The organism is Streptomyces sp. NPDC053665, assembly GCF_055585285.1.
This window is the reverse complement of sequence record NZ_JBVJKK010000003.1, coordinates 847,947-874,114: the sequence shown is the minus strand read 5'-3', so window position 1 is coordinate 874,114 and position 26,168 is coordinate 847,947. Positions and strand designations below refer to the sequence as shown.

The window sequence follows — 26,168 nt, the reverse complement described above, 5'->3', positions numbered from 1 at the left end:
TCGCAGCGCACCCGCACCCGGCGTGCCACGGAAGGGGCCGTGCCGGGGGGTGTCCGCCCGCAGCTGGTTGGCGCGTCGACGGACAGTGAGTCGGCGTGACACCCCATCGCGCCGTTCCGAGGACGGACACCCCCCGGCACGGCCCCGACCCCCCACCCACGGTCAGGCGCCACGCACCCCCGGCCAGGCGCCGCGCATGCCGGCCAGGCGCCACGCACCCCCCGGATCAGCCGCCGCAGGCGCTCGGGCTCAGCCCTCCGTCAGCCCCGCCACCAACTCGTCGGCCGCCCGGTAGGGATCCAGCTCGCCCGCCACGATCCGCTCCGCCAGGGCCCCCAGGCGCCGGTCCCCGTGCAGGTCCCCGATCCGCTCGCGCAGGGCCGTCACCGCGATCGTCTCGACCTCGCGCGAGGCCCGGGCCGTCCGCCGCTCCGCGAGGACCCCCCGCTCCTCCATCCAGGCCCGGTGCTTCTCCAGCGCCTCGACGACCTCGTCCACGCCCTCACCCCGCGCGGCGACCGTCTTCACGATCGGCGGACGCCAGTCCCCCGGCCCCCGCGACTCCCCCAGCCCCAGCATGTGGTTCAGCTCGCGGGCCGTGGCGTCCGCGCCGTCCCGGTCCGCCTTGTTCACGACGTACACGTCGCCGATCTCCAGGATCCCGGCCTTGGCCGCCTGGATGCCGTCGCCCATGCCGGGCGCCAGCAGCACCACCGAGGTGTCCGCCTGCGAGGCGATCTCCACCTCCGACTGCCCGACCCCCACCGTCTCGACGAGGATCACGTCGCACCCGGCGGCGTCCAGGACCCGGATCGCCTGGGGCGCGGCCCACGCCAGCCCGCCGAGATGCCCGCGCGTGGCCATCGAGCGGATGTACACGCCCGGGTCGGACGCGTGATCCGACATGCGCACACGGTCGCCGAGCAGCGCACCCCCCGAGAACGGGGAGGACGGGTCGACGGCGAGCACGCCGACCCGCCTGCCCTGCTTGCGGTAGGCGCTGACCAGCGCCGAGGTCGACGTCGACTTGCCGACACCCGGCGACCCGGTCAGGCCGACCACGTACGCGCCGCCGGTCAGGGGCGCCAGCGCCTCCATGACCTCCCGCAGCTGCGGGGACGCCCCCTCCACCAGGGAGATCAGCCGGGCCACGGCCCGGGGCCGACCTTCCCTGGCCTGGGCCACCAACGTGGAGACGTCCTGCATCACAGCTCCGTTCAGATCAGGGACGTACCGACACTCAGGCCTTGGGCACGCGCACGATCAGCGCGTCGCCCTGGCCCCCGCCACCGCACAGCGCGGCCGCGCCCACCCCGCCGCCCCGCCGCTTCAGCTCCAGCGCGAGATGCAGCACGAGCCGCGCACCGGACATCCCGATCGGGTGACCCAGGGCAATGGCACCGCCGTTGACATTCACCTTTTCGGTGGACACTCCGAGGTCCTTCATGGACTGCACGGCCACCGCCGCGAACGCCTCGTTGATCTCGACGAGGTCGAGGTCGGAGACCTCCAGCCCTTCCTTCTTCAGCGCGTGCAGGATCGCGTTGGACGGCTGCGACTGCAGCGAGTTGTCCGGCCCGGCCACGTTGCCGTGCGCCCCGATCTCGGCGATCCACTCCAGGCCGAGCTCCTGCGCCTTGGCCTTGCTCATCACGACGACGGCGGCGGCGCCGTCGGAGATCTGCGAGGCGGAACCGGCCGTGATCGTGCCGTCCTTGGCGAAGGCGGGACGCAGCTTGCCGAGCGACTCCGCGGTCGTGTCGCCGCGGATGCCCTCGTCCTTGCTGAACAGCACCGGGTCGCCCTTGCGCTGCGGGATCTCGACGGGCGTGATCTCGGCCTCGAACAGACCGTTCTTCTGCGCGGCGGCGGCCCGCTGGTGCGACAGCGCGGCGATCTCGTCCTGCTCGGCCCGGCCGATGCCGAGGCGGGTGTTGTGCTTCTCGGTGGACTCGCCCATGGCGACGCCGTCGAAGGAGTCGGTCAGCCCGTCGTGCGCCATGGAGTCCAGCATCTGGATGGCGCCGTACTTGTACCCCTCGCGGGACTTGGGCAGCAGGTGCGGGGCGTTGGTCATGGACTCCTGGCCGCCGGCGACGATCACGTCGAACTCACCCGCGCGGATGAGCTGGTCGGCGAGCGCGATGGCGTCGAGGCCGGACAGGCAGACCTTGTTGATGGTCAGCGCCGGCACGTTCATCGGGATGCCGGCCTTGACCGCGGCCTGGCGGGCCGGGATCTGCCCCGCGCCGGCCTGGAGCACCTGGCCCATGATCACGTACTGCACCTGGTCGCCGCCGATCCCCGCACGGTCGAGGGCGGCCTTGATCGCGAAGCCGCCGAGGTCGGCTCCGGAGAAGGACTTCAGGGAGCCCAGCAGCCGTCCCATGGGCGTACGCGCACCCGAGACGATCACCGAGCTGGTCGTTGCAGAAGACATGAGCTGCGATCCCCTTACCGGCTGCACAGCCGAGGAGTGAACGAGGGTTTACTTCGAATGTACTGAGTGGCACTCCGTGCCGTCATCGGGCCGTCGGTGTGATCGCGCGCACGTTGCGTAACCACCTCCGGGGCGCTGCACTGAACTCATGCTGACGCGAATCGACCACATCGGGATCGCCTGTTTCGACCTGGACAAGACCGTCGAGTTCTACCGTGCCACCTACGGCTTCGAGGTCTTCCACTCCGAGGTCAACGAGGAGCAGGGCGTGCGCGAGGCCATGCTCAAGATCAACGAGACGTCCGACGGGGGTGCCACCTACCTCCAGCTCCTGGAGCCGACCCGGGAGGACTCCACCGTCGCGAAGTGGCTCGCGAAGAACGGCGAGGGCGTCCACCACATCGCCTTCGGCACCGCGGACGTCGACGCGGACGCCGCCGACATCAAGGACAAGGGCGTGCGCGTGCTGTACGAAGAGCCCCGGCGCGGCTCCATGGGGTCACGGATCACCTTCCTGCACCCCAAGGACTGTCATGGCGTACTGACAGAACTGGTCACTTCGGCGCCCGTTGAGTCACCTGAGCACTGACCCTCGTACATAGGGGCCGGTAGGGTTGGGTGCGGTCGCCGCTCAGCCAGGGTGACCGCGGTCCCGCCGTGCGACGGCAGGACCACCGGGGTCCGGGTTTCGGGGGACGAGCGTCGGGGCAGCAGCCTCTGCTCCGCCGATGATCTGACACCATTCCCCGGGGGCCCCGTTCGGCGGATGGACGGAGCTCGTACGGAAAGAGTTTCGACCAGGGGACGGATGGGACCGCGCAGTGCGGGGCTACGAGAGCCAGGAGCGAGAGCCGGCGGCTGACGTCGACCACCTCTCTCGGTTCGAAGCCGAGATGAAGCGGCTGAAGACCGAGCGGGAAAAGGCGATCCAGCACGCCGAGGACCTCGGCTACCAGGTCGAGGTACTGCGCGCCAAGCTGCACGAGGCGCGGCGCACCATCATGACCCGGCCCTCCTTCGACGGGGGCGACATCGGCTGGCAGGCCGAGCAGTTGCTGCGCAACGCGCAGATGCAGGCCGACCAGATCCGCACGGACGCCGAGCGGGAACTGAGCGAGGCCCGGGCCCAGACCCAGCGGATCCTGCAGGAGCACGCCGAGCAGGCGGCCCGCCTCCAGGCGGAGCTGCACCAGGAGGCGGTCACCCGCCGCCAGCAGCTGGACCAGGAGCTGGCCGAGCGCCGCCAGACGGTCGAGTCGCACGTCAACGAGAACGTGGCGTGGGCCGAGCAGCTGCGCGCCCGCACCGAGCAGCAGGCCCGCCGGCTGCTGGAGGAGTCCCGCGCGGAGGCCGAGCAGTCCCTGGCCGCCGCCCGCGCGGAGGCCGAGCGGCTGGCCACCGAGGCCCGGCAGCGGCTGACCAGCGCGGCCGAGGAGGCCCGGGCGGAGGCCGAGCAGATCCTGCGGCGGGCCCGCACGGACGCCGAGCGGCTGCTGAACGCGGCCTCCACGCAGGCCCAGGAGGCCACCGACCACGCCGAGCAGCTGCGCACCTCCACCGTCTCGGAGTCGGAGTCCGCGCGCCGCGAGGCCCAGGAGCTCACCAAGGCCGCCGAGCAGCGGATGGCCGAGGCCGAGGAGGCGCTGCGCAAGGCGCAGTCCGAGTCGGAGAAGCTCGTCACGGAGGCCAAGGAGGCCGCCGCCAAGGCCCTGGCGAGCGCCGAGTCGGCCAACGAGACGCGCACGCGCACCGCCAAGGAGCAGGTCGCCCGGCTGGTCGAGGAGGCCACGAAGGAGGCCGAGAGCACCAGGTCCGAGGCGGAGCAGATCGTCGCGGACGCCCGCGCCGAGGCCGAGAAGATCGTCGCGGAGGCCGCCGAGAAGGCGCGCACGCTCACCGCCGAGGAGACGGCGACCCAGCTGTCCAAGGCGGCCCGTACGGCCGAGGAGGTCCTCAACAAGGCGTCGGAGGACGCCAAGAAGACCACCAAGGCCGCGGCCGAGGAGGCCGAGCGGATCCGCAAGGAGGCCGAGGCCGAGGCGGACCGGCTGCGGGCCGAGGCGCACGACATCGCCGAGGAGCTCAAGGGCGCGGCGAAGGACGACACCAAGGAGTACCGCGCCAAGACGGTCGAGCTGCAGGAGGAGGCCCGCCGGCTGCGCGGCGAGGCCGAGCAGCTCCGGGCGGACGCCGTCGAGGAGGGCGAGAAGATCCGCGCCGAGGCCCGCAAGGAGGCCGTGGCGCAGATCGAGGAGGCGGCGAAGTCCGCCGAGGAGCTGCTCGCCAAGGCCAAGGCCGACGCGGACGAGCTGCGCACCACGGCCCAGGCCGACAGCGAGAAGGTCCGCACCGAGGCCATCGAGCGGGCGACGACGCTGCGCCGGCAGGCGGAGGAGACCCTCCAGCGCACCCGGCAGGAGGCCGAACGGCACCGCGAGGAGGTCGTCGAGCAGGCCGAGGCCCTCAAGGCGGAGGCCGAGCGCGCGGCGCTGGAGCTGCACGAGGAGACCGAGCGGGCCGTCGAGGCCCGCCGCGCGGAGGCCGCCGAGGAGCTGACGCGGCTGCAGCGGGAGGCCGAGGAGCGGCTGACGGCGGCCGAGCAGGCGCTGTCGGAGGCCCGGGAGGAGGCCGCGCGGATCCGCCGCGAGGCCGCCGAGGAGAACGAGCGGCTGCGGGCCGAGGCCGCCGAGCGCATCCGCACGCTGCGGCAGCAGGCCGAGACGGAGGCCGAGCGGCTGCGGGACGAGGCCGCTTCGGACGCGTCCGCCGCGCGGGCCGAGGGCGAGGCCGTCGCCGTACGGCTGCGCACGGAGGCCGCGACGGAGGCCGAGCGGCTGAAGTCCGAGGCGCAGGAGAGCGCCGACCGGATGCGCGCGGAGGCGCAGGCCGCCGCCGAGCGGCTGGCCGCGGAGGCGTCCGAGACGCTGGCCGCCGCCCAGGAGGAGGCCAACCGCCGCCGCCGCGAGGCCGAGGAACTCCTCGGCAGCGCCCGGCAGGAGGCAGACCAGGAGCGCGAGCGGGCCCGCGAGCAGAGCGAGGAGCTGCTGGCCTCGGCGCGCAAGCGTGTGGAGGAGGCCCAGGCCGAGGCCGTCCGGCTGGTCGAGGAGGCCGACCGGCGGGCCACGGAGATGGTGTCCGCCGCCGAGCAGCACGCGCAGCAGGTCCGCGACTCCGTCGCGGGGCTGCACGAGCAGGCCCAGGAGGAGATCACCGGGCTGCGCAGCGCCGCCGAGCACGCGGCGGAGCGCACCCGGCGCGAGGCCGAGGAGGAGGCGGACCGGGTCCGCGCCGACGCCTACGCGGAGCGCGAGCGGGCGAGCGAGGACGCGAGCCGGCTGCGCCGCGAGGCGCACGAGGAGTCCGAGGCCGCCAAGGCGCTCGCCGAGCGGACGATGTCCGAGGCGATCAGCGAGGCGGAGCGGATCCGCGCGGATGTCGCCGAGCACGCCCAGCGGGTGCGCACGGAGGCGTCCGACACGATCGCCGAGGCGGAGCAGAGCGCCTCGCGCACCCGGGCCGACGCCCGCGAGGACGCCAACCGCATCCGCTCGGACGCGGCGACGCAGGCGGACACCCTCATCACCGAGGCGCGCAGCGAGGCGGAGCGGCTCACCACCGAGACGGTCCGGGAGACCGACCGGCTGCGCATGGAGACGGTCACCGAGGCGGAGCGGGTGCGCACCGAGGCGCTCGCCGAGGCCGAGCGGGTGGGCGCGGAGGCTGCCGGGGAGGCCGACCGGCTTCTCGCGGAGGCCACCGGTGAGGCGGAGCGGCTGCGGGCCGAGGCCGCCGAGACGGTCGGTTCGGCGCAGCAGCACGCGGAGCGGATCCGCACCGAGGCCGAGCGCGTCAAGTCGCAGGCGCGGGCGGAGGCCGAGCGTGTCGTGGCCGACGCGCGCGAGGAGGCCGACCGCACGCTGGACGAGGCCCGCAAGGACGCCAACAAGCGGCGCTCGGAGGCGGCCGAGCAGGTCGACAAGCTCATCACGGAGACCACGGCCGAGGCGGACAAGCTGCTCACCGAGGCGCAGCAGCAGGCGCACAAGACCACCGCCGAGGCCGAGGCACAGGCCGACACGATGGTGGGCGCGGCCCGCACGGAGGCCGACCGGCTGGTGTCCGAGGCGACGGTCGAGGGCAACTCGCTGGTGGAGAAGGCCCGTACGGACGCGGACGAGCTGCTGGTCGGCGCGCGCCGGGACGCCACGCAGATAAGGGAGCGCGCCGAGGAGCTGCGCGACCGCATCACGACGGAGATCGAGGAGCTGCACGAGCGGGCCCGCCGGGAGTCGGCCGAGGCGATGAAGACGGCGGGCGACCGCTGCGACGCCCTGGTCAAGGCGGCCGAGGAGCAGCTGGCGAAGGCGCAGGCGAAGGCCAAGGAGATCGTGTCGGAGGCCAACTCCGAGGCGGGCAAGGTGCGCATCGCTGCGGTGAAGAAGGCCGAGGGGCTGCTCAAGGAGGCCGAGCAGAAGAAGTCGACGCTGGTCCGGGAGGCCGAGGAGCTCAAGGCCGAGGCGGTCCGCGAGGCCAAGCGCACGGTCGAGGAGGGCAAGCGCGAGCTGGAGGTGCTGGTCCGCCGCCGCGAGGACATCAACGCCGAGATCTCCCGTGTCCAGGACGTGCTGGAGGCGCTGGAGTCCTTCGAGGCTCCGGCCGGCGCCAAGGACAGCGGGGTGAAGGCGGGCGCGACGGTCGGCGCGCCCCGATCGGGTGGCAAGTCCTCGGACGGCTAGGCGTCCGGAGCGAGCCGGAACGGCCGATTCCGGGGGCATCGAGGGGCTTTGACCGGGTTCTGGCAAGCGATCCGCCGCTTAGCCACTCAAAAGGGGTCTCATTTTCCGGTTCAAACGCGCATCCGCTCGATGACACACCGTTCCGGCCCCTAGGATTCCACCTATCACCTCACCGGTCTCATTCGACAGGAACCCCATGAGCGACACTTCCCCCTACGGCTTCGAGCTTGTGCGGCGTGGGTACGACCGCGCTCAGGTGGACGAACGTATCTCCAAGCTCGTCTCCGACCGTGACAGCGCTCTCGCCCGCATCACCGCTCTGGAAAAGCGCATCGAAGAGCTCCACCTCGAGACGCAGAACGCCCAGGCCCAGATCACCGACGCCGAGCCGTCGTACGCGGGTCTCGGTGCGCGCGTGGAGAAGATCCTCCGCCTCGCCGAGGAAGAGGCGAAGGACCTGCGCGAGGAGGCCCGGCGCGCGGCCGAGCAGCACCGCGAGCTCGCCGAGTCGGCGGCCCAGCAGGTGCGCAACGACGCCGAGTCGTACTCGGCCGACCGCAAGGCCAAGGCCGAGGACGAGGGCCTGCGGATCGTCGAGAAGGCCAAGAGCGACGCCGCCCAGCTGCGTTCCGAGGCGCAGAAGGACGCGCAGTCCAAGCGCGAGGAGGCGGACGCCCTCTTCGAGGAGACCCGCGCCAAGGCCGCGCAGGCCGCCGCCGACTTCGAGACGAACCTCGCCAAGCGCCGCGAGCAGTCCGAGCGGGACCTGGCGTCGCGTCAGGCCAAGGCAGAGAAGCGCCTCGCCGAGATCGAGCACCGGGCGGAGCAGCTGCGCCTGGAGGCCGAGAAGCTCCGCACGGACGCCGAGCGCCGCGCCCGCCAGACCGTCGAGACGGCCCAGCGCCAGGCCGAGGACATCGTGGCCGACGCCAACGCCAAGGCCGACCGCATCCGCTCGGAATCCGAGCGCGAGCTGGCGGCGCTGACGAACCGTCGCGACTCCATCAACGCGCAGCTGACGAACGTCCGCGAGATGCTCGCGACGCTCACCGGCGCCGCGGTGGCCGCAGCCGGCACGCCGGCCGAGGACGAGCCCATCTCCCGCGGGGTCCCGGCCCAGCAGTCCCGGTAACAGCCCGGCATACGGAAGCTGAACCTCCGCAAAGCCCTCTGCCGCTCGGGTGGCAGAGGGCTTTGCCGCGCTCTAGCGTGGCGGTCATGATGGAGCTGGAGGGGCTGACCAAGCGTTACGGCGAGAAGGTGGCGGTCAACAACCTGTCGTTCACCGTGAGACCGGGCATCGTCACCGGCTTCCTCGGGCCGAACGGCGCGGGCAAGTCCACCACCATGCGGATGATCCTGGGCCTGGACCATCCGACCGCCGGCGGCGTCCGGATCGACGGCAAGCGGTACGACCAGCTCAAGGACCCGCTGACCTGTATCGGCGCCCTGCTGGAGGCCAAGGCCTGGCACGGCGGGCGCACCGCCTACAACCACCTGCTGTGCCTCGCGCAGAGCAACGGCATCCCGCGCGCCCGGGTCGGCGAGGTGCTCCAGACGGTCGGGCTGACCGGCGTCGCGAAGAAGAAGACCAAGGGCTTCTCCATGGGTATGGGCCAGCGGCTCGGCATCGCCGCCGCGCTGCTCGGCGACCCGCGGATCCTGATGTTCGACGAGCCGGTCAACGGCCTCGACCCGGAAGGCATCCACTGGATCCGCACCCTGATGAAGTCGCTCGCCGCACAGGGCCGGACCGTGTTCGTCTCCTCCCACCTGATGAGCGAGATGGCCCTGACGGCCGACCACCTCGTCGTCATCGGGCAGGGGCGGCTGCTCGCGGACACCTCCATGGCCGACTTCATCGACCGCAACTCGCGTTCGTACGTCCGGGTGCGCAGCCCGCAGCGGGAGCGGCTGCTCGATGTGCTGCACGAAGCCGGGTTGGTGGCCGTGGAGAGCGGTGAGGGCGTGCTGGAGGTGGACGGCGGCAAGGCCGAGCAGATCGGCGAGCTGGCGGCGCAGCACCGGATCACCCTGCACGAGCTGAGCCCGCAACAGGCCTCCCTGGAGGAGGCGTTCATGCGGCTGACGGCGGAGTCGGTGGAGTACCACGCGCACGGCGCAGCGGGCGCCGGGGCGCCACCACCGCAGCAGCAACAGCAGCAGTGGGGCGACGGCTGGAAGAGGGGCTGAGCATGGCGGTGACACAGGTCGTACGGTCGGAGTGGACCAAGATCCGGTCGGTGGCGTCCACGGTGTGGACGCTGTCGCTCGTGGTGGTCGTGACGGTCGCCCTCGGCATGCTGATCTCGGCCCTGTCGAAGAACGAGTTCGACTCGATGAGCGCGCAGGACCGGGCGGAGTTCGACCCGACGTTCATCAGCTTCGCGGGGATGAGCCTCGGGCAGCTGGCGATGATCGTGTTCGGCGTGCTGGTGGTGTCGAACGAGTACAGCACCGGCATGATCCGCACCTCGCTGGCGGCGGTGCCCCGGCGGGGCTCCTTCCTGTTCAGCAAGATCGCGGTGGCCACGGCACTCGCCCTGCTGGTCGGGCTGGTCACCAGCTTCGCCGCGTTCTTCCTCGGCCAGGCGATGCTGGGCGGGCACCGGGCGGAGATCGGCGATCCGGGGGTGCTGCGGGCGGTGTTCGGCGGTGGCCTCTACATGGCGCTGATCGCCATGTTCTCCATGGGTGTCGCCGCGATGCTGCGCTCGCCGATGCTGTCGCTGGGCATCCTGATGCCGTTCTTCTTCCTGATCTCCAACATCCTGGGCAACGTCGAGGCGACGAAGAAGGTCGGCCGGTTCCTGCCCGACCAGGCCGGCAGCAAGATCATGCAGGTGGTCCCGCCGGTCGGCGACGACACGCCGTACGGTCCGTGGGGCGGGCTCGGGATCATGGCGCTGTGGGTGCTGGCCGCCCTGGCCGGGGGGTACCTGCTGCTGAGGAAGCGGGACGCCTAGCGGTGCGGAGGCCGCCGCTCTTTTACCTGCTCTTGGGCGGAACCGTCAGCGCCTGGATATCCTCCTAACCCTTACGGGGGCGTGTGCCCCGCTGTCCTGAACCTTGCGATGGGTGCGGAGCATGATCGAAGCAGTCGGCCTGACGAAGCGCTACGGCGACAAGACCGCTGTGTACAACCTTTCCTTCCAGGTGCGGCCCGGAGCCGTGACCGGCTTCCTCGGGCCGAACGGCTCCGGCAAGTCGACGACCATGCGCATGATCCTCGGTCTGGACAATCCGACGGCCGGGCACGTGACGATCGGCGGCTTCCCCTACCGCAGGCTGCCCAACGCCGCCCGCCACGTCGGCGCGCTGCTGGACGCCAAGGCCGTGCACGGCGGCCGCTCCGCCCGCAACCACCTGCTGTCCCTGGCCCAGCTGTCGGGCATCCCGGCCCGCCGGGTGGACGAGGTGCTGGGGGTCGTCGGTCTCCAGGACGTGGCCAAGCGGCGGTCCAAGGGCTTCTCCCTCGGCATGGGGCAGCGGCTCGGCATCGCGGCGGCGCTGCTCGGCGACCCGCAGGTGCTGCTGTTCGACGAGCCGGTCAACGGCCTCGACCCGGAGGGCATCCTCTGGGTGCGCAACCTGATGAAGGCCCTGGCCGCCGAGGGCCGCACCGTCTTCGTCTCCTCGCACCTGATGAGCGAGATGGCGCTGACCGCCGACCACCTCATCGTCATCGGCCGCGGCCAGCTGCTCGCCGACATGAGCGTCACGGCCTTCATCTCGGCGAACTCCGCCGACTTCGCCCGGGTGCGCACGCCCGACAGCGAGCCGCAGCAGCGCGAGAAGCTGTCGGCCGCGCTCACCGAGTCGGGCGGCCACGTGCTGCCGGAGCAGGACGGCGCGCTGCGGGTGACCGGGCTGCCGCTCCCCCGCATCAGCGACATCGCGCACGAGCACGACGTGCGGCTGTGGGAGCTCTCGCCGCACCAGGCGTCCCTGGAGGAGGCGTACATGCGGATGACGCAGGGCGCCGTCGACTACCGGTCGACCACCGACCAGAAGGAGGGACTCCAGCAGCCGCTGCCGCCCGGCGCGCAGCCGCCCATGCCGGTGCCCGGCCAGGGCCAGCCCGGCTGGTACGCCCCGCCGCCGCCCCAGCCGGGCGCGCCGGTCCCCTCCGGCCCCTACGGCGCTCCCCAGGGCGCCTTCGCCCCGGGCCCGGTCAACCCGTACGCCCAGCCCGCGCCGCAGGGCTTCGCCGCGCCGGCCCCGCAGGCGCCCGCGGGTGCGCCCGCCGCGCCCCCGGCCCCGCCGTCCTCCGCGGGCCAGGCTCCCTCCGCCGGCGCCCCGACCGCGCCTCCGGCCCCGCAGGCGCCCGCCCCGGCGGCCGCCGCGGCACCGGCCCCCGCGGACAGCGCGCCGGCGGCTCCGTCCGCGCCCGCCGCCGCCCCGACCACCGACCTGACCAAGCCCGAGGACGCCCGATGAGCAGCCCCCAGCCCCAGATGCCGCAGGCCGAGCCCGCCTGGCACGCGGCGCCCGGCACGCCGTTCCCCGCCGGCCCAGCGGAGCCCGGCTACACCTCGCCGATCCCGGTCGTCCGCACGCACCTGGTGCACGCGATCGCCTCCGAGTGGACGAAGATCCGGTCGGTGCGCTCCACGCTGTGGACGCTCGGCGTGTTCGTCCTGCTCGTCGTCGGCATCGGCACGCTGACCGGAGCGATCGTGGCCGGCTCCGACCCGGCCCTGAGCGGCGAGAGCCCGCTCGGGCTGGGCTTCTTCGGGGTGCTCCTGGGCAGCATGTGCATCATCACGCTGGGCGTGCTGACCACCGCCTCGGAGTACGGCACGGGGATGATCCGCACCACCATGGTCGCCTGCCCGAGCCGCGGCCGGGTCCTGGCGGCCAAGGGCGTGGTGTTCTTCCTGGTCGCGTTCGTGGTGACGCTGGTCTCGGCGTCCCTGGTGGCCTTGCTGCACGTGGCGCTGCTGGAGGGCGACGGCGCCCGGAGCCCCTCCGGCGGCGAGTGGCTCAAGGCCACCGTCGGCATCGCGGCCTACGTCGCCCTGCTGGGCCTGCTCTCGCTGGCCGTCGGCTCGATCATCCGCCACTCGGCCGGTGCCATCACGATCATGATCGGCGCCGTGCTCGCCCCGCTGGTGATCGCCCTGTTCATGTACTCGGAGTCGCTCCAGGGCGTGCGCGACGCCCTGTTCGAGTACTCGATCCCGAACCAGCTCAGCGTCTTCTACGCCAACTCCCTCAGCTCGTCCGGCCCGTCCGGCTGGGACCCGCTGTGGATCATGCTGGGCGCCACGGCCGTCGCGTTCGCCGGCGCCTTCGCGCTGCTGGAGAAGCGGGACGTCTGAGCCCGGTTCAGAACCTCGGCGCGTTACGGGACCGCCGCACCCCCGGGGTGCGGCGGTCCCGCGCGTTCCAGCAGGCCTTGTGCCAGTGCCGGCGGTCGTCGACGCCCGCGTGCTCGGACCAGGCCACCACGTGCGGCACCCCGTCCGGGATCAGCTGGTCGCAGCCCGGGCAGCGGTAGGACTTGCCCTGCGCGCTCGCCCCGGCCACGTGCCGCACGCTCCAGCTCTCGCCCCGCCAGTCCTCGGAGGACTGCCAGCCGCCGTAGCGGCCGCCGTCGTCCTCGGAGGTCCGGCCGGACGATCCGGCGCCCTTGGCTCGGTTGCGACGCGGGGACACGGGACACCTCTCGGGGCTATACAGGAAGCACGGGCCGCGTCCAGCCTACGCGGCACGGGGGCCGGTGGACGTACGCCGCCGGTCGCCACAAGTCGCCCGGCGAAGGCGACGGGCGGCCCTCCGGGGGCCGCCGCGCAACCGCTCGCGGTCCCCCGCGCAGCCGCTCATTCGGCAGACAATCCGCAAAATACTCCGCCCGGCCGTGTCCTCGGCACGTGTCGGACGGTTATGCGCTGTGGGGGAGCTCCGCGTCGGAGCCAAGGAAGCAGGAAAGCAATGCGCGTTGGAAGTTTCGTGCTGGGGGCCCGGTTCCCCGGCCAGGGCGAGGGAGAGGCGCTGCACCGCGCGGTCCGCTCGGCCGAGGTGGCCGAGGAGGCCGGGCTCGACACGGTCTGGCTGGCCGAGCACCACTTCGTGCCGTACGGCACCTGCCCGTCGGCCGTCACCCTGGCCGCCCTGCTGCTGGGCCGCACCCGCCGCATCCGGGTCGGCACGGCGGTCAGCGTCCTGCCCACCGCCCACCCCGTGGCCCTGGGCGAGCAGGCGGCGCTGCTGCACCACACGAGCGGTGGCCGCTTCACCCTCGGCGTCGGCCGGGGCGGCCCGTGGATCGACCTGGAGGTCTTCGGGGCCGGCCTGGAGGCCTACGAGACGGGCTTCCCGGAGTCCCTCGACATCCTGGCGCGCTGGCTGCGCGAGCCGTCCGTGTCGGCCGACGGGGAGCGGTTCCGCTTCCGCGAGGTCCCGGTCGTGCCCCGGCCGTCGGAGGCCCTGACCGACGTGGCGGGTCCCGAGCTGGTCGTCGCGTGCACCTCGCCGAAGTCGGTGCGGCTGGCGGCCGAGCGCGGGCTGCCGATGCTGCTCGGCATGCACGTGGGCGACGAGGAGAAGGCCGAGATGGTCGCGCTGTGGCGGCGGCACGCGCGCGACAGCGGCCGGCCGGCCGAGGAGGTGCGCGCCGCGGCCCATGTGTCGGCCGGCGTCTGCCAGATCGCGGACCGCCGGGCCGACGCGGCGGAGACGCTGATGAAGGCGATGCCGGGCTGGCTCAAGCAGGGACTGGAGGCGCACGTCACGGTCGACGGGCGCACGCGCCGGATGCGCGACCCCCTGGCGTACACCGAACTGCTCTGCGGGCTGCACCCGGTGGGCACCCCGCGGCTGTGTGCGGACCGGCTCGCGGCCACCAGCGAGCGGACCGGCATCTCCCGCTTCGCCCTCCTCGTCGAGGGTTCCGGCGACCTGGCCGCGACGGAGGAGAACGTACGGCGGCTGGGGGCAGAGGTGCTCCCCCAACTCCTCTGAGGGCACGGTGGATCCCGGGCACTTGCCGCTCCGGTACAAAAAGTGCACCTCCCGCGTACGGAGCGGCAAGCGAGCGGCGCTGCGTCAGCAGTCCCGGAATTCGGGAGACTGGTTGAGCACCTGACTGCGGACCGAGGTGAAGCGCGTCAGCTTCTCGTCGACCGAGGAGTCGAGCGGGAACACGGCCACCCGGTGGCAGTTCTGGAAGGCCAGCCGCACACCGAAGTGGCGTTGCAGCGCACCGCGTATCGCGTCACTCGCAAGCGCGCGCAGCAGCTGGCCGCGCGCCTGCTCGTCCGGCGGAGGCGTCTGGTTGTCGGCGAACGCACCGCCGTCCACCTTCAGCTGGGCCACCAGGGAGCTGATCATCTCCCACGCATAGGGCAGGGAGGTCCGGACGCAGTCGACGAATTCCGCTTCGTCGACCTCGCCTCGCTCGGCCTGTTCGAGTAGGGCCGGTGAGACGTCGAGCGACATGAGTTCTCCTCTCGCACCCCCAACCAGCGGGGGTTGCCTGACGGATGAGGGAGCTCGCGATCCAGACACGCTGCGTACACAAATCGCGACCTCCCGCTCATACGGTAAGCACCGGAGCGGAACGGCACCAGGAAAATGCGCAGATGAGACACTCCCAGTGAGCACACCGTGCACACAATCGGCCATTACCGAACACGCGTTTTCCAGGGCGAATCGCGTGGACACGTGCCCGTCGAGTAGCGTTGCGGACCATGCGTCTCGTCATTGCCCGCTGCTCCGTGGACTACGCCGGGCGGCTCACCGCCCACCTTCCCTCGGCCCCGCGCCTGATCCTGGTGAAGGCGGACGGCAGCGTCTCGATCCACGCCGACGACCGGGCCTACAAGCCCCTGAACTGGATGTCGCCGCCCTGCACCCTCAAAGAGGGCACGGGCGAGGAAGAGGGCGTCTGGACCGTCGTCAACAAGGCGGGCGAGAAGCTCATCATCACGATGGAGGAGGTCCTCCACGACTCCTCGCACGAACTGGGCGTGGATCCCGGCCTGATCAAGGACGGCGTGGAAGCACACCTCCAGGAGCTGCTCGCCGACCGTATCGAGACACTGGGCGAGGGCTACACGCTGATCCGCCGCGAGTACCCCACGGCCATCGGGCCGGTGGACATCCTCTGCCGGGACGCCGACGGCCGGACGGTCGCCGTGGAGATCAAGCGGCGCGGTGAGATCGACGGTGTCGAGCAGCTGACGCGCTATCTGGAGCTGCTGAACCGCGACCCCCATCTCGCGCCGGTGCGCGGCGTGTTCGCCGCGCAGGAGATCAAGCCCCAGGCCCGCGTCCTCGCCACCGACCGGGGCATCGGCTGCCAGGTCCTCGACTACGACGCGCTGCGCGGCATCGAGGACGACAAGCTGCGGCTGTTCTGACCGCACCTCCCGCGCGCACACCCGCGCGACGAACACGGAACACACACAGGGCCGGGTCCGCGTACGGACCCGGCCCTGCCGTGTGTAGGGGTGTCAGATCACCGACGGGGAGCCGCTCGGCGCGCCGCTGCCGCTCGCCGGTGCGCTCATCGTGCTCGCGGGAGCACTGGAGGCGGGGCCGCTCGCGGAGTTGGACGTGGAGGGCGAGGACGGCGGCGGGTCGGACGTCGGCGGCTCGGAGGAGGCCGGGGGCTCGGACGAGGTCGGCGGCTTTGAGGTGGGCGGCTTGGAACTGGCCGGCGGCTTCGACGACGCGGGCGGCTTGGAACTGGCCGGCGGCTTCGACGACGCGGGCGGCTTGGAACCGGCCGGCGGGCCGGACACGGAAGCGGAACCGCTCGGGTCCGGGGATCCGCTCGGGCCGCCCGTCGGCGTGGGGTCGTCCGAGGTGCCGAGCGTGCCGTCGGGGCCCGGGTCGGTCGGGCGGCTCGCCGCCGGTTCGGTGTCGCCGTTGGTTCCGTCGGCCGGGCGGTCGGCGCCCAGGCTGCCGTCGCCCGCGTCCTGGCTGGCGGACGGGTTGACGCCCACCCGGTCCGAGGGTGTGCCGGGGTCGTTGTCGGAGGTGGCGCCGAGGGTCACGACCGTGCCGAGGACGGCGACGAGCAGGGCACCGGCACCGGCGGCCACGAGGTTGCGCCGGGCGAGGCCCCCCAGTCCGCCCCGGGCCTTGCGCGAGGGCGCGGGGGTGCTGTGGTGGGTGACGAGCGCCGGGGAGGTGGGCGGCTGGAGCGTCGGGAACGCCGCGGGGGCAGCGGGGGCCGCACCGGCGAGGGGCGCCGGATCCTCCTGCCGGGCCTCGGGCACCTCGTCCGCGACGGCCGGCCCGAGGCTGAGCGGGGTGCCGGAGCGGTCGGCGACCAGGGCGAGGGCCCGGCGTCCGGCGACGGTGCCGCGCTTGTCGGACAGGGCGCCGCGCAGGCCGATGGAGGCCTCCAGCTCGGCGCGGGCCCGGTCGAGCCCGCCCTCGCACAGGGCGAGGATGCCGAGCTCGTGGTGGAAGTAGGCCTCCTCGGCGACGTCCCCGGCGAGCCGGGCCGCCTCGGCGCCGGAGCGCAGGGTGCGCTCCCAGGCGCTCCAGTGCAGCCCGGCGGCGAAGGCGGGGGCGGCGGTGCGGGCCAGGTGCACGGCCGCGCTCCGCTCGTCCTCGGCCGGCGGCCGGGTGGCCGGTGCGAGGACGGCCAGGGCGGCGAGGAGCGCGTCGGCCTCGGCGCTCACCCGCTCGGGCGTGACCGAGGGGTGCCCCGCCCACCAGGAGTAGTGCTGGGCGGCGCTGCGGGCGGCGGCCTCGGCCTCGTCGCCGTACCCGGCGGCCTCCAGCTGCGCCTGCACGCCCGCGGCGAGCCGGTAGCGGGAGCCGACCGGGGAGACCAGGCCGCAGGCGGCCAGTTCACCGAGGGCGGCGTCGGCGTGGGTGTCGCCGACCAGGGCGGGCAGGTGGGCCTGGTGCGGGATCTCGCCGCCGAGGGCGACGGCGAAGCGCAGGGTGGCGCGGGCGGAGGCGCTCAGCCGTGCCGCGAGCAGCGGCGCGGGGGCGGCGGCCTCGGCGAGCGAGGGCAGGGGTACGTCGTCCCCGTCGTCCGGGTCGAAGGAGTCGGAAGGGGGCGCGTCCTCGAAGACGCCGAACTCGTCCACGGCGCTGGTGCCGGCGCGCAGCCGGTCGCGCTGGCGGAGCAGGGCGCCGGCCTGCGCGAAGCGCAGCGGCAGGCCCTCGGACTCGAACCAGAGGTCGCCCGCCCAGGTGGACTCCTCCTCGGTGAGGGGCCGGCCGACGGCGTGCTCCAGCAGCTCCAGGCCGTCGGCACGGTCCAGGCCGCCGAGGGTGACCTCCTCGACGGCGGAGTCGCCGGAGGGGGCCGGCACGTCCGGGGTGGCGCCGAACAGGAAGGCGCACTCGGGGGTCGCCTCCAGCAGCTCGTCGAGTGCGGCCCCGCCGAACTCCAGGTCGTCGAGGACGACGACGGCGCCGATCTCCCGGACGTGGGCGAGCAGCCGGTCCCGGTCGGGGCGGTGCAGGGGGGCGCTGTACACGGCCCGGAAGAGGTCGTCCAGCAGGTCGCCGGCGGTGCGGCCGAAGCCGCTGAGGCGGATGACCCCGTCGGGGGCGAGGTCGGAGCAGTCCTCGGCGACGACGTCGAGCAGACGGGTGCGGCCGGAGCCGCCGGGGCCGGTGAGCCGGACGGAGCGGCCGCGGGCCAGCAGGCGGACCAGCTGCTCGCGCTCGTCCTGGCGGGCCAGCAGCGGCAGGTCGGGCTGGGCGGGGCCGGGCGGCACGGGCGGCCGGGACGCGCGCTCGGCCTCGGCCCTCTCGGCGGCGGTGAGTCTCACGGGAGCGGCGGGCCGCTCGGCGGGCGGGCAGACCTCTATCTCGCTGCCGTCGACGGGGTTGACGGTCAGCAGGAAGTCGCCGGAGACCAGCTGCACGGTGCGCGCCAGCGCCGGTGCGTGCTGCCCGAAGTCGGAGGTGAGGGATTCCCTGGGAGGGCGCTGACGCGGCGTCTCGCCGTCGCCGTCGTGGCCGTACTCCTCGGGTCCCCGGTTGTCAGGGTCCATAGGTCATGCCCCCCAGAGGCGTGTGTGTGCTCGGTGAAGCCCCTCCCGGCCTTGCTGCACACCGCGCTGTCGCTTCTGGTCCGGGCCCGCTCGAAGGGTGCAGTGCAGCGGGCAGCCAGACCTTAAACCTTCGCACAGTATCTCCGACAGTCCGGGGTGCCGCTCCGTCCGTAACGTCACGGTGTCGTGAGGATTGTGCGCGGCGCGCTGCTCGGCGCCGTGGGGCCGGGTCTCCCCGGTCGCCCGGTTCACACCCGGACGGGCGTCACACGCGGGGCAGGGTCTCCACGCCGATGCCGCCCTCGATGGCGAGGATGCGGTGCAGGCGGGTGGCGACGAGCAGCCGCTGCATCTGCGGCGGGACGCCGCGCAGCACCAGCCGCCGGCCGCAGCGGCCGGCCCGCCGGTGGGCGCCCATGATGACGCCGAGTCCGGTGGCGTCCCAGGAGTCCAGTGCGGACAGATCGAGCACGAGGTCACCGACTCCGCCGTCGACGGCCGAGTGCAGAACCGTACGGGCGTCCGCCGCGCTGCGGACGTCGAGGCGGCCCCCGACGACCAGCTCGGCGTGGTCGCCCCTGATGTACATATGCGCTCCCGGTGCGTGCGAATCGTGCTCCGCGTTCTGGTTCTGGGTATGCAACCTCTGACTGTGTGGAGGAGCCGGAGGTTGCTTCTTGTAAGCGAACCGATACCGAATTCACCCCGGGGAGTGATCCCCCCGGGGCGTGTGCGGTTTTCAGTGCTTGTAGAAGCCCTGCCCGCTCTTGCGGCCGATGTCACCGGCGTCAACCATCCGGCGCATCGACTCGGGGGCGGCGAACTTCTCGTCCTGGGACTCGGTGTAGATGTTGTTCGTGGCGTGCAGCAGGATGTCGACGCCCGTCAGGTCCGCCGTGGCCAGCGGGCCCATGGCGTGGCCGAAGCCCAGCTTGCAGGCGAGGTCGATGTCCTCGGCGCTGGCCACGCCGGACTCCTGCAGCTTCGCGGCCTCGACGACCAGGGCGCAGATGAGACGGGTCGTCACGAACCCGGCGACGTCGCGGTTGACGACGATGCAGGTCTTCCCGACGGACTCGGCGAACTCGCGGGCGGTGGCGAGGGTTTCGTCGCTGGTCTTGTAGCCGCGCACCAGCTCGCACAGCTGCATCATCGGCACCGGCGAGAAGAAGTGCGTGCCGACGACCCGCTCGGGGCGCTCCGTCGCGGCCGCGATCTTGGTGATCGGGATGGCGGAGGTGTTGGAGGCGAGGATCGCCTCGTCCTTCACGATCTTGTCGAGCGCACGGAAGATCTCGTGCTTGACCTCGAGCTTCTCGAACACGGCCTCGACGACGACGTCCGCGTCGGCCGCGGCGTCCAGGTCGGTGGTGGCGGTGATGCGCGCCAGGGCGGCGTCGGCGTCGTGCGCCTCCAGCTTCCCCTTGGCGACGAACTTGTCGTACGACGCCTTGATGCCGTCGGTGCCGCGCCGCAGCGCCTCGTCGGTGACGTCACGCAGGACCACCTCCCAGCCCGCCTGTGCGGAGACCTGGGCGATGCCGGATCCCATGAGGCCGGCTCCGATGACGGCGAGCTTCCGTGCCACTGTGCGACTCCCCTGACGCGCTGTTCATGTCTGCCTCTCCAGCGGACAGTAGCGGTCGTGAGGTCCTGTGTGACCAGTAAGTAATGCGCGTCACGTCTCACATGACGGACATCACACCGGCAGGGGTCACGCGGCGCCCCGGACGGCGTAGTTGGGCCCCTCCCCGGTGACGGTGGGCACACACGTGTCCCGATCGGCCGGTGCGTAACTAGGCTGGTCGCATGGTCAATCTGACGCGCATCTACACCAGGACCGGCGACGCGGGCACGACCGCCCTCGGTGACATGAGCCGGGTCGCCAAGACCGACCTGCGGATCGCCGCGTACGCCGACGCCAACGAGGCGAACGCGGTGATCGGCACGGCGATCGCGCTGGGCGGTCTGGACGAGGAGGTCGTCGAGGTCCTCACCCGCGTGCAGAACGACCTGTTCGACGTGGGGGCGGACCTGTCGACGCCGGTGGTGGAGAACCCGGAGTTCCCTCCCCTGCGGGTCGAGCAGTTCTACGTCGACAAGCTGGAGGCGGACTGCGACCGCTTCAACGAGCGGCTGGAGAAGCTCCGCTCCTTCATCCTCCCCGGCGGCACCCCCGGCGCGGCCCTCCTCCACCAGGCCTGCACGGTCGTGCGCCGGGCGGAGCGCTCCACCTGGGCCGCCCTGGAGGTCCACGCCGACGTGATGAACCCCCTGACCGCCACGTACCTCAACCGCCTCTCCGACCTCCTGTTCATCCTCGCGCGGACGGCGAACAAGGAGCTCGGCGACGTCCTGTGGGTCCCGGGCGGGGAGCGGTAGGGGCACCCCGGCGCCTCAGCGACGCGCTCGCTGGTCCTCGACCCTCGCCTCCGGCTCCCCCGCCGGAGCCTTCCGCGGCCAGATCAGATAGCTCAGCGCGATCAGGCCGTGGATGCCCGCGGCGCGCCACGCCACCCAGCGCCAGCTCTCCAGCGAGGTGACGCGGCTCGGGTCGTCGACGTACCAGATGGCCAGCTGGAGCAGCCCGGTCGCGACGACGGCGCCCACGAGCGTGCCCAGCCAGACCTTTCCCTCGTGACGCGCCCGGGCCAGGCCGAACCGCGGCGGGCCGGCGGGCTTCGGGGCGCCGCCCAGCCGGTGGGCCGCGTGGCCGTCCAGCCACGTCACCGTGCGGTGGCCGTGCCCCACGGTGTAGCCGATGTACAGCGCGGCCAGCCCGTGCGTCCAGTCGGGATCGGCGCCGTTCCTCAGGTCCACCGCGGTGGCGACCAGCAGGACGACCTCCAGCAGCGGTTCGCACAGCAGCAGCGCCAGTCCCGTGCGCGGCATCCGCAGCAGGTAGCGGAAGGCCAGCCCGGCCGCCAGCAGCACCCAGAAGCCGACCTCGCAGGCGGCGATCAAGGCGACGATCACGGTTCGCTCCTCTCGGTCACCCTTCAAGGCTCCCGGGCGGTGCGGCCGGAGTCGTCGTCACCGCCGACGAGGTCGCGGTACATCGAAAGATGCAGCCGGGGACCCTCCGCGGGGATCAGGCGCCGCACCACGCGGCCGTGTTGGATGGGGACATGGCCGCACGACCGACCCGCCCCAGCCGCTTCGACGCGGTCGTCGCGCTGGGCAGCCTGCTGGGCGGACTGCTGCTGTGGGGTCTCGGCCTGTCCGTCCGGCCGCACACCGAGCCGTACGTCCTGCTGCCGGGACGCTGGCCCGTCCTGCTGCCGCTGGTCGTCATGGCGGGCTGCGAGCTGCTGCGCCGGACCGCGCCGCGCACGGCCCTGCTGGTCGGCACGCCCGCGATCGTCCTGGACACCGTCACCCAGGGCAACCTGGTGACGATCCTGATGTACACCGATCTGATGTACGCGGCCGTGCTGTACGGGCCGCCCGCCTCGGCGCACCGGATCCCGCGGATCACCGGGCTGCTCACGGTGGCCGGAGCCGTCGTGCCGTTCGCGCTCTGGCGCGAGCCCGAGGCGCTGCTGATCGGCGTGGTGACGGGCCTGGTCGCCTTCGGGCCCGCCTCCACCGGGCTGATCGTGCGCAACCACCGCGAGGCCGCCGACGCGGCCCGGCTGCGCGCCGGGCAGACCGCGCTGCTCGCCGAGATGGACCGCACCCAGGCGGTCACCGCCGAACGCGCCCGGATGGCCCGCGAACTGCACGACATGGTCGCCAACCACCTCTCGGCGATCGCCATCCACTCCACGGCCGCGCTCTCCCTGGACGACGCGAAGACCTCCCGGGACGCCCTCACGGTCATCCGCGAGAACAGCGTCGAGGGGCTGGCCGAGATGCGCCGTCTGATCGGCATCCTGCGGGACGCCGGCGGCGGCACCGAGCCGGCCGCGGCCCCCACGCTCGACGGGCTGGACGCCCTGGTCGAGGCGGCCCGCACCAACGGCCTCGACGTCCACCTGGACGCGGCCCCGGGCGCCGTACCCGCGCCGGTCGAGCTCGCCGCCTACCGCATCGTGCAGGAGTCCCTGACCAACGCCCTCAAGCACGCCGGTCCCGGCCGGGTCGCCGTCCGCCTGACCCGGCGGGACGGGTCGCTGGCCGTCACCGTCACCAGCCCCTACGGAGACCGTGAGGTGCCCGGCGCTCCCGGGTCGGGCGCGGGCCTGGTCGGCATGCGCGAACGCGTCGCGCTGCTGGACGGCACGTTCGAGGCCGGACCCGAGACCTCGCCGGAGGGCAAGGTCTGGGTCGTGCGCGCCGCCCTGCCCGTCGTCGAAGGAGAACCCGCATGATCCGCGTCCTGGTCGCCGAGGACCAGTCCGCCGTCCGCGCCGGCCTGGTGCTCATCCTGCGCAGCGCCCCCGACATCGAGGTGGCCGGCGAGGCGGCGGACGGCGAGCAGGCCGTGGAGCTGGCCCGGGAGCTGCGGCCGGACGTGGTGCTGATGGACGTTCAGATGCCGCGTCTGGACGGGGTGACGGCGACCCGGCGGATCGTCGCGGACCGGCTCGCGGACGTGCTCGTGCTGACCACCTTCGACCTGGACGAGTACGTCTTCGGGGCGCTGCGGGCGGGCGCCTCCGGCTTCCTGCTGAAGCACACGGAGGCCGGGGACCTGCTGGAGGCGGTGCGGACCGTCGCGCGCGGGGAGGGCCTGATCGCCCCCGCGGTCACCCGGCGGCTCATCGCGGAGTTCGCCGCGAGGCCCGCCCGGGAGCCGGCGGCCGACCCGGCGGTGCTGGAGCGGCTGACCCGGCGCGAACGCGAGGTGCTGTCCTGTCTCGGCGAGGGGCTGTCGAACGCGGGGGTGGCCGAGCGGCTGGACATGGCCGAGGCGACCGTGAAGACGCACGTCAGCCGCCTGCTGGCCAAGCTGGAGCTGCGCAGCCGGGTGCAAGCGGCGGTGCTCGCGCAGGAGTTGGGGCTCTGATCCGGCACGGATCGGCACAGGTCGTGGTGGTCCAGACCTATTGACCGGTGGTCCAGACCTTTCTATTCTCACCGCATCACGAGTGGCGTGAGGCTCAGTCACGCCCCCCACAACTCCATCGAGGAGGCGCAGCATGCGCTTCAGACACAGAGCCGCGGCAGGGTTCGCGACCCTGTTGCTCCCCTTCGCCGGCCTCGTCGGCCTGGCGAGCCCGGCCCAGGCAGCCACGTCCGCGACCGCCACCTACACCAAGACCCAGGACTGGGGCTCCGGCTTCGAGGGCAAGTGGACGGTGAAGAACACCGGCACCACCTCCATCAGCTCCTGGACCGTCGAGTGGGACTTCCCCTCCGGCACGTCCGTCACCTCCTCCTGGGACGCCGACGTCACCTCCTCCGGCACCCACTGGACCGCGAAGAACAAGGCCTGGAACGGCAGCCTCGCCCCCGGCGCCTCCGTCTCCTTCGGCTTCAACGGCTCCGGCTCCGGCTCCCCCGCCAACTGCAAGCTCAACGGCGGCAGCTGCGACGGCGGCGGCACCGGCGAGCCCGGCGACAGCGCGCCGAGCGCCCCCGGCACCCCCACGGCCTCCGGCATCACCGACACCTCGGCGAAGCTGACCTGGTCCGCCGCCACCGACGACAAGGGCGTCAAGAACTACGACGTCCTGCGCGACGGCGCCAAGGTCGCCACCGTCACGACGACCTCGTACACGGACACCGGCCTGACCAAGGGCACGGACTACTCCTACTCGGTCCAGGCCCGTGACACCGCCGACCAGACCGGCCCGGTCAGCGGCGCCGTGCGGGTCCGCACCACCGGCGGCACCACCGAGCCGCCCCCCGGCGACAAGGTCAAGCTCGGCTACTTCACCGAGTGGGGCGTCTACGGCCGCAACTACCACGTCAAGAACCTCGTGACGTCGGGCACCGCGTCGAAGATCACCCACATCAACTACGCGTTCGGCAACGTCAAGAACGGTCAGTGCACCGTCGACGACACCTACGCCGCCTACGACAAGGCCTACACCGCCGACCAGTCCGTCAGCGGCACCGCCGACACCTGGGACCAGCCGCTGCGCGGCAACTTCAACCAGCTGCGCCAGCTGAAGGCCAAGTACCCGCACATCAAGGTGCTGTACTCCTTCGGCGGCTGGACCTACTCCGGCGGCTTCGGCCAGGCGGCGCAGAACGCGGCCGCGTTCGCCAAGTCCTGCAAGGCCGTCGTGGAGGACCCGCGCTGGGCCGACGTCTTCGACGGCATCGACATCGACTGGGAGTACCCGAACGCCTGCGGCCTGACCTGTGACACGTCCGGTCCGGCGGCGTTCAAGACCCTCTCCCAGGCCCTGCGCACCGAGTTCGGCTCCAACTACCTGATCACCGCGGCCATCACCGCCGACGGCTCGTCCGGCGGCAAGATCGACGCGGCCGACTACGGCGGCGCCGCCCAGTACCTCGACTGGTACAACGTGATGACGTACGACTACTTCGGCGCCTGGGACAAGGCCGGCCCGACGGCCCCGCACTCCCCGCTGACCTCGTACAGCGGCATCCCGAAGGACGGCTTCAACTCCGCGGCGGCCATCGCCAAGCTCAAGGCCAAGGGCGTCCCGGCGAGCAAGCTCCTGCTCGGCATCGGCTTCTACGGCCGCGGCTGGACCGGTGTCACCCAGGCCGCCCCCGGCGGCACCGCCACCGGCCCCGCACCCGGCACCTACGAGGCGGGTATCGAGGACTACAAGATCCTCAAGAACTCCTGCCCCGCCACCGGCACCGTCGCCGGCACCGCGTACGCCCACTGCGGCAGCAACTGGTGGTCGTACGACACCCCGTCGACCATCGCCTCCAAGATGAGCTGGGCCAAGAGCCAGGGCCTGGGCGGCGCGTTCTTCTGGGAGTTCAGCGGCGACACCGCCAACGGAGAGCTGGCGGCCGCCATCGACAGCGGCCTGAAGTAGGCCGGACGAGAGAGACGTTCGAAGGGTCATAGACCCTGGACGACACTGACGCTCCCCCGGAATCCTTCCGGGGGAGCGTCACCCGTTCGGGGGGGGGACCGCGGCTACGCCACGTTCACCCGCTGTCCGGGGGGCGCGGCCTCGAGCCACGCGAGGAAACCGGTCAGCGCGTCCTCGCTCATCGCGAGTTCCAGGCGCGTACCCCGGTGCAGACAGGCCAGGATCACGTGGTCGGAGAGCAGCGCCAGTTCCTCCTCGCCCTCCGGGACCCGGCGGCCGGCCACCTCGATCGCCGACCGCTCCAGGACGCGGCGCGGGCGCGGCGCATACGAGAAGACCCGGTACCACTCGACGCGGTCGCCGTTGTACCGGGCCACTCCGTACGCCCACCCCTTGCCGTTGCTCTCGCCCTCGGCGGGGGCGTCCCAGCGCAGGCTGGCGTCGAAGGTGCCGCCCGAGCGCTGGATCAGCCGGCGGCGCAGACCGAAGACGAACAGGCCCACCACCACGAGGGCCACCACGATTCCGCACACAGTCAGAGCGAGGACCATCGACACCGACCTCCTCGTCTCCTAGGTAACGGAACGTAAAAACACCCACATCCGCCTCAGCCGCGGCCGGGTCCGGATCTCTCCGGTACCCAGCCGCGGCTGAGTGACGTCAAGTACACGGCGAGCGGGGTCAGCGCGCCGCCGTCGCAGCCCGCAGCCGGACGTCCGCGCGGCGCCGGGCCTCCGCGTCGTCCTCCGCCTTCGCGCGCTCCAGCTCCTGCTCGGCACGCTGGACGTCGATCTCGTCCGACAGCTCGGCGACTTCGGCCAGCAGGGAGAGCTTGTCGTCCGCGAACGAGATGAATCCGCCGTGCACCGCGGCGACGACCGTCCCGCCCTCGCTCGTGCGGATGGTCACCGGGCCCGACTCCAGCACACCGAGCAGCGGCTGGTGACCGGGCATGACGCCGATGTCGCCGGACGTGGTGCGCGCGACGACCAGGGTGGCCTGGCCGGACCAGACCTCACGGTCGGCCGCGACCAGCGCGACGTGCAGCTCAGCAGCCAAGGTGGCTCCTCGGGTCACCACCCGGCGGGAGTGCCGGGTGTTGGTT

23 protein-coding genes are annotated in these 26,168 nt (G+C 72.6%); 13 read left to right on the top strand and 10 right to left on the bottom strand.

Annotation, left to right across the window (positions count from 1 at the left end):
* Positions 1–249: 249 nt before the first annotated feature.
* On the bottom strand, positions 250–1,206 hold the full coding sequence (gene meaB / locus ACZ6ZN_RS16950; protein WP_398106513.1) for a methylmalonyl Co-A mutase-associated GTPase MeaB: 957 nt from the start codon (positions 1,204–1,206) through the stop codon (positions 250–252).
* A gap of 34 nt (positions 1,207–1,240) precedes the next feature.
* Complete coding sequence (locus ACZ6ZN_RS16945) at positions 1,241–2,440, bottom strand: acetyl-CoA C-acetyltransferase (RefSeq protein ID WP_363117321.1); 1,200 nt, start codon at positions 2,438–2,440, stop codon at positions 1,241–1,243.
* A gap of 148 nt (positions 2,441–2,588) precedes the next feature.
* On the opposite strand from ACZ6ZN_RS16945, the gene mce reads away from it, so the two are divergent.
* The 7 genes from mce (at position 2,589) to ACZ6ZN_RS16910 (ending at position 12,500) form a co-directional block, all read left to right on the top strand.
* Positions 2,589–3,029, top strand: a complete 441-nt coding sequence (mce, locus tag ACZ6ZN_RS16940) for a methylmalonyl-CoA epimerase (RefSeq protein WP_333933921.1) — start codon at positions 2,589–2,591, stop codon at positions 3,027–3,029.
* A gap of 232 nt (positions 3,030–3,261) precedes the next feature.
* Complete coding sequence (gene scy, locus ACZ6ZN_RS16935; RefSeq protein WP_469646831.1) at positions 3,262–7,176, top strand: polarized growth protein Scy; 3,915 nt, start codon at positions 3,262–3,264, stop codon at positions 7,174–7,176.
* A gap of 196 nt (positions 7,177–7,372) precedes the next feature.
* Entirely contained in the window at positions 7,373–8,308 is a 936-nt protein-coding gene (locus ACZ6ZN_RS16930) for a coiled-coil domain-containing protein (RefSeq protein ID WP_369193672.1), read from the top strand.
* A gap of 86 nt (positions 8,309–8,394) precedes the next feature.
* Positions 8,395–9,369: an ATP-binding cassette domain-containing protein gene (locus tag ACZ6ZN_RS16925; RefSeq protein WP_469646828.1), complete on the top strand. Its 975-nt coding sequence runs from the start codon at positions 8,395–8,397 to the stop codon at positions 9,367–9,369.
* 2 nt (positions 9,370–9,371) lie between these two features.
* A complete protein-coding gene (locus ACZ6ZN_RS16920; RefSeq protein ID WP_398106518.1) occupies positions 9,372–10,142 on the top strand; it encodes an ABC transporter permease in 771 nt (256 codons plus the stop codon).
* Between the two features lie 121 nt (positions 10,143–10,263).
* A complete protein-coding gene (locus ACZ6ZN_RS16915; protein WP_469646825.1) occupies positions 10,264–11,616 on the top strand; it encodes an ABC transporter ATP-binding protein in 1,353 nt (450 codons plus the stop codon).
* Entirely contained in the window at positions 11,613–12,500 is an 888-nt protein-coding gene (locus ACZ6ZN_RS16910; protein ID WP_451876198.1) for an ABC-2 transporter permease, read from the top strand. The genes ACZ6ZN_RS16915 and ACZ6ZN_RS16910 overlap by 4 nt, the downstream gene beginning before the upstream one ends.
* A gap of 7 nt (positions 12,501–12,507) precedes the next feature.
* Here the strand turns inward: ACZ6ZN_RS16910 and ACZ6ZN_RS16905 are convergent, their stop codons facing one another.
* Complete coding sequence (locus ACZ6ZN_RS16905; protein ID WP_398106521.1) at positions 12,508–12,837, bottom strand: ATP/GTP-binding protein; 330 nt, start codon at positions 12,835–12,837, stop codon at positions 12,508–12,510.
* A 276-nt stretch (positions 12,838–13,113) separates the two neighbouring features.
* Here ACZ6ZN_RS16905 and ACZ6ZN_RS16900 point away from each other — a divergent pair, with 276 nt between their 5' ends.
* A complete protein-coding gene (locus tag ACZ6ZN_RS16900) occupies positions 13,114–14,142 on the top strand; it encodes an LLM class flavin-dependent oxidoreductase (protein ID WP_398106522.1) in 1,029 nt (342 codons plus the stop codon).
* A gap of 84 nt (positions 14,143–14,226) precedes the next feature.
* Here ACZ6ZN_RS16900 and ACZ6ZN_RS16895 read toward each other — a convergent pair whose 3' ends face one another.
* Positions 14,227–14,619: an SCO5389 family protein gene (locus tag ACZ6ZN_RS16895; RefSeq protein WP_369193679.1), complete on the bottom strand. Its 393-nt coding sequence runs from the start codon at positions 14,617–14,619 to the stop codon at positions 14,227–14,229.
* A 251-nt stretch (positions 14,620–14,870) separates the two neighbouring features.
* Between ACZ6ZN_RS16895 and nucS the strand changes: the two genes are divergently transcribed.
* Positions 14,871–15,542: an endonuclease NucS gene (gene nucS, locus ACZ6ZN_RS16890; RefSeq protein WP_184560231.1), complete on the top strand. Its 672-nt coding sequence runs from the start codon at positions 14,871–14,873 to the stop codon at positions 15,540–15,542.
* Positions 15,543–15,635: 93 nt separating this feature from the next.
* On the opposite strand, the gene ACZ6ZN_RS16885 is transcribed toward nucS, so the two are convergent.
* The 3 genes from ACZ6ZN_RS16885 to ACZ6ZN_RS16875 all read right to left on the bottom strand — a co-directional run bounded on the left by ACZ6ZN_RS16885 (position 15,636) and on the right by ACZ6ZN_RS16875 (position 19,740).
* A complete protein-coding gene (locus ACZ6ZN_RS16885) occupies positions 15,636–18,152 on the bottom strand; it encodes an ATP-binding protein (protein WP_469646819.1) in 2,517 nt (838 codons plus the stop codon).
* Positions 18,153–18,417: 265 nt separating this feature from the next.
* Complete coding sequence (locus ACZ6ZN_RS16880; protein ID WP_369193682.1) at positions 18,418–18,741, bottom strand: STAS domain-containing protein; 324 nt, start codon at positions 18,739–18,741, stop codon at positions 18,418–18,420.
* A 150-nt stretch (positions 18,742–18,891) separates the two neighbouring features.
* A complete protein-coding gene (locus ACZ6ZN_RS16875; protein WP_369193683.1) occupies positions 18,892–19,740 on the bottom strand; it encodes a 3-hydroxyacyl-CoA dehydrogenase family protein in 849 nt (282 codons plus the stop codon).
* 221 nt (positions 19,741–19,961) lie between these two features.
* Between ACZ6ZN_RS16875 and ACZ6ZN_RS16870 the strand changes: the two genes are divergently transcribed.
* Positions 19,962–20,534 carry a cob(I)yrinic acid a,c-diamide adenosyltransferase gene (locus ACZ6ZN_RS16870; protein WP_451876195.1) on the top strand — a complete coding sequence of 191 codons (573 nt, stop codon included), beginning with the start codon at positions 19,962–19,964 and terminating at the stop codon, positions 20,532–20,534.
* A 15-nt stretch (positions 20,535–20,549) separates the two neighbouring features.
* Here ACZ6ZN_RS16870 and ACZ6ZN_RS16865 read toward each other — a convergent pair whose 3' ends face one another.
* Positions 20,550–21,128: a hypothetical protein gene (locus ACZ6ZN_RS16865; RefSeq protein ID WP_469646813.1), complete on the bottom strand. Its 579-nt coding sequence runs from the start codon at positions 21,126–21,128 to the stop codon at positions 20,550–20,552.
* A gap of 152 nt (positions 21,129–21,280) precedes the next feature.
* On the opposite strand from ACZ6ZN_RS16865, the gene ACZ6ZN_RS16860 reads away from it, so the two are divergent.
* The 3 genes from ACZ6ZN_RS16860 to ACZ6ZN_RS16850 all read left to right on the top strand — a co-directional run bounded on the left by ACZ6ZN_RS16860 (position 21,281) and on the right by ACZ6ZN_RS16850 (position 25,063).
* The gene (locus ACZ6ZN_RS16860) at positions 21,281–22,465 is read left to right on the top strand and encodes a sensor histidine kinase (RefSeq protein WP_469646810.1); all 1,185 of its coding nucleotides are present in this window, start codon (positions 21,281–21,283) and stop codon (positions 22,463–22,465) included.
* Positions 22,462–23,103 (top strand): response regulator, encoded by a 642-nt coding sequence (locus tag ACZ6ZN_RS16855; protein WP_451876192.1) that lies wholly within the window; start codon positions 22,462–22,464, stop codon positions 23,101–23,103. The genes ACZ6ZN_RS16860 and ACZ6ZN_RS16855 overlap by 4 nt, the downstream gene beginning before the upstream one ends.
* Positions 23,104–23,236: 133 nt before the next feature.
* On the top strand, positions 23,237–25,063 hold the full coding sequence (locus ACZ6ZN_RS16850) for a glycosyl hydrolase family 18 protein (RefSeq protein WP_469646805.1): 1,827 nt from the start codon (positions 23,237–23,239) through the stop codon (positions 25,061–25,063).
* A gap of 104 nt (positions 25,064–25,167) precedes the next feature.
* Here ACZ6ZN_RS16850 and ACZ6ZN_RS16845 read toward each other — a convergent pair whose 3' ends face one another.
* Positions 25,168–25,614 carry a DUF2550 domain-containing protein gene (locus tag ACZ6ZN_RS16845; protein ID WP_451876190.1) on the bottom strand — a complete coding sequence of 149 codons (447 nt, stop codon included), beginning with the start codon at positions 25,612–25,614 and terminating at the stop codon, positions 25,168–25,170.
* A 130-nt stretch (positions 25,615–25,744) separates the two neighbouring features.
* Positions 25,745–26,122 carry a F0F1 ATP synthase subunit epsilon gene (locus ACZ6ZN_RS16840; protein ID WP_102908178.1) on the bottom strand — a complete coding sequence of 126 codons (378 nt, stop codon included), beginning with the start codon at positions 26,120–26,122 and terminating at the stop codon, positions 25,745–25,747.
* Positions 26,123–26,168 lie beyond the last annotated feature (46 nt).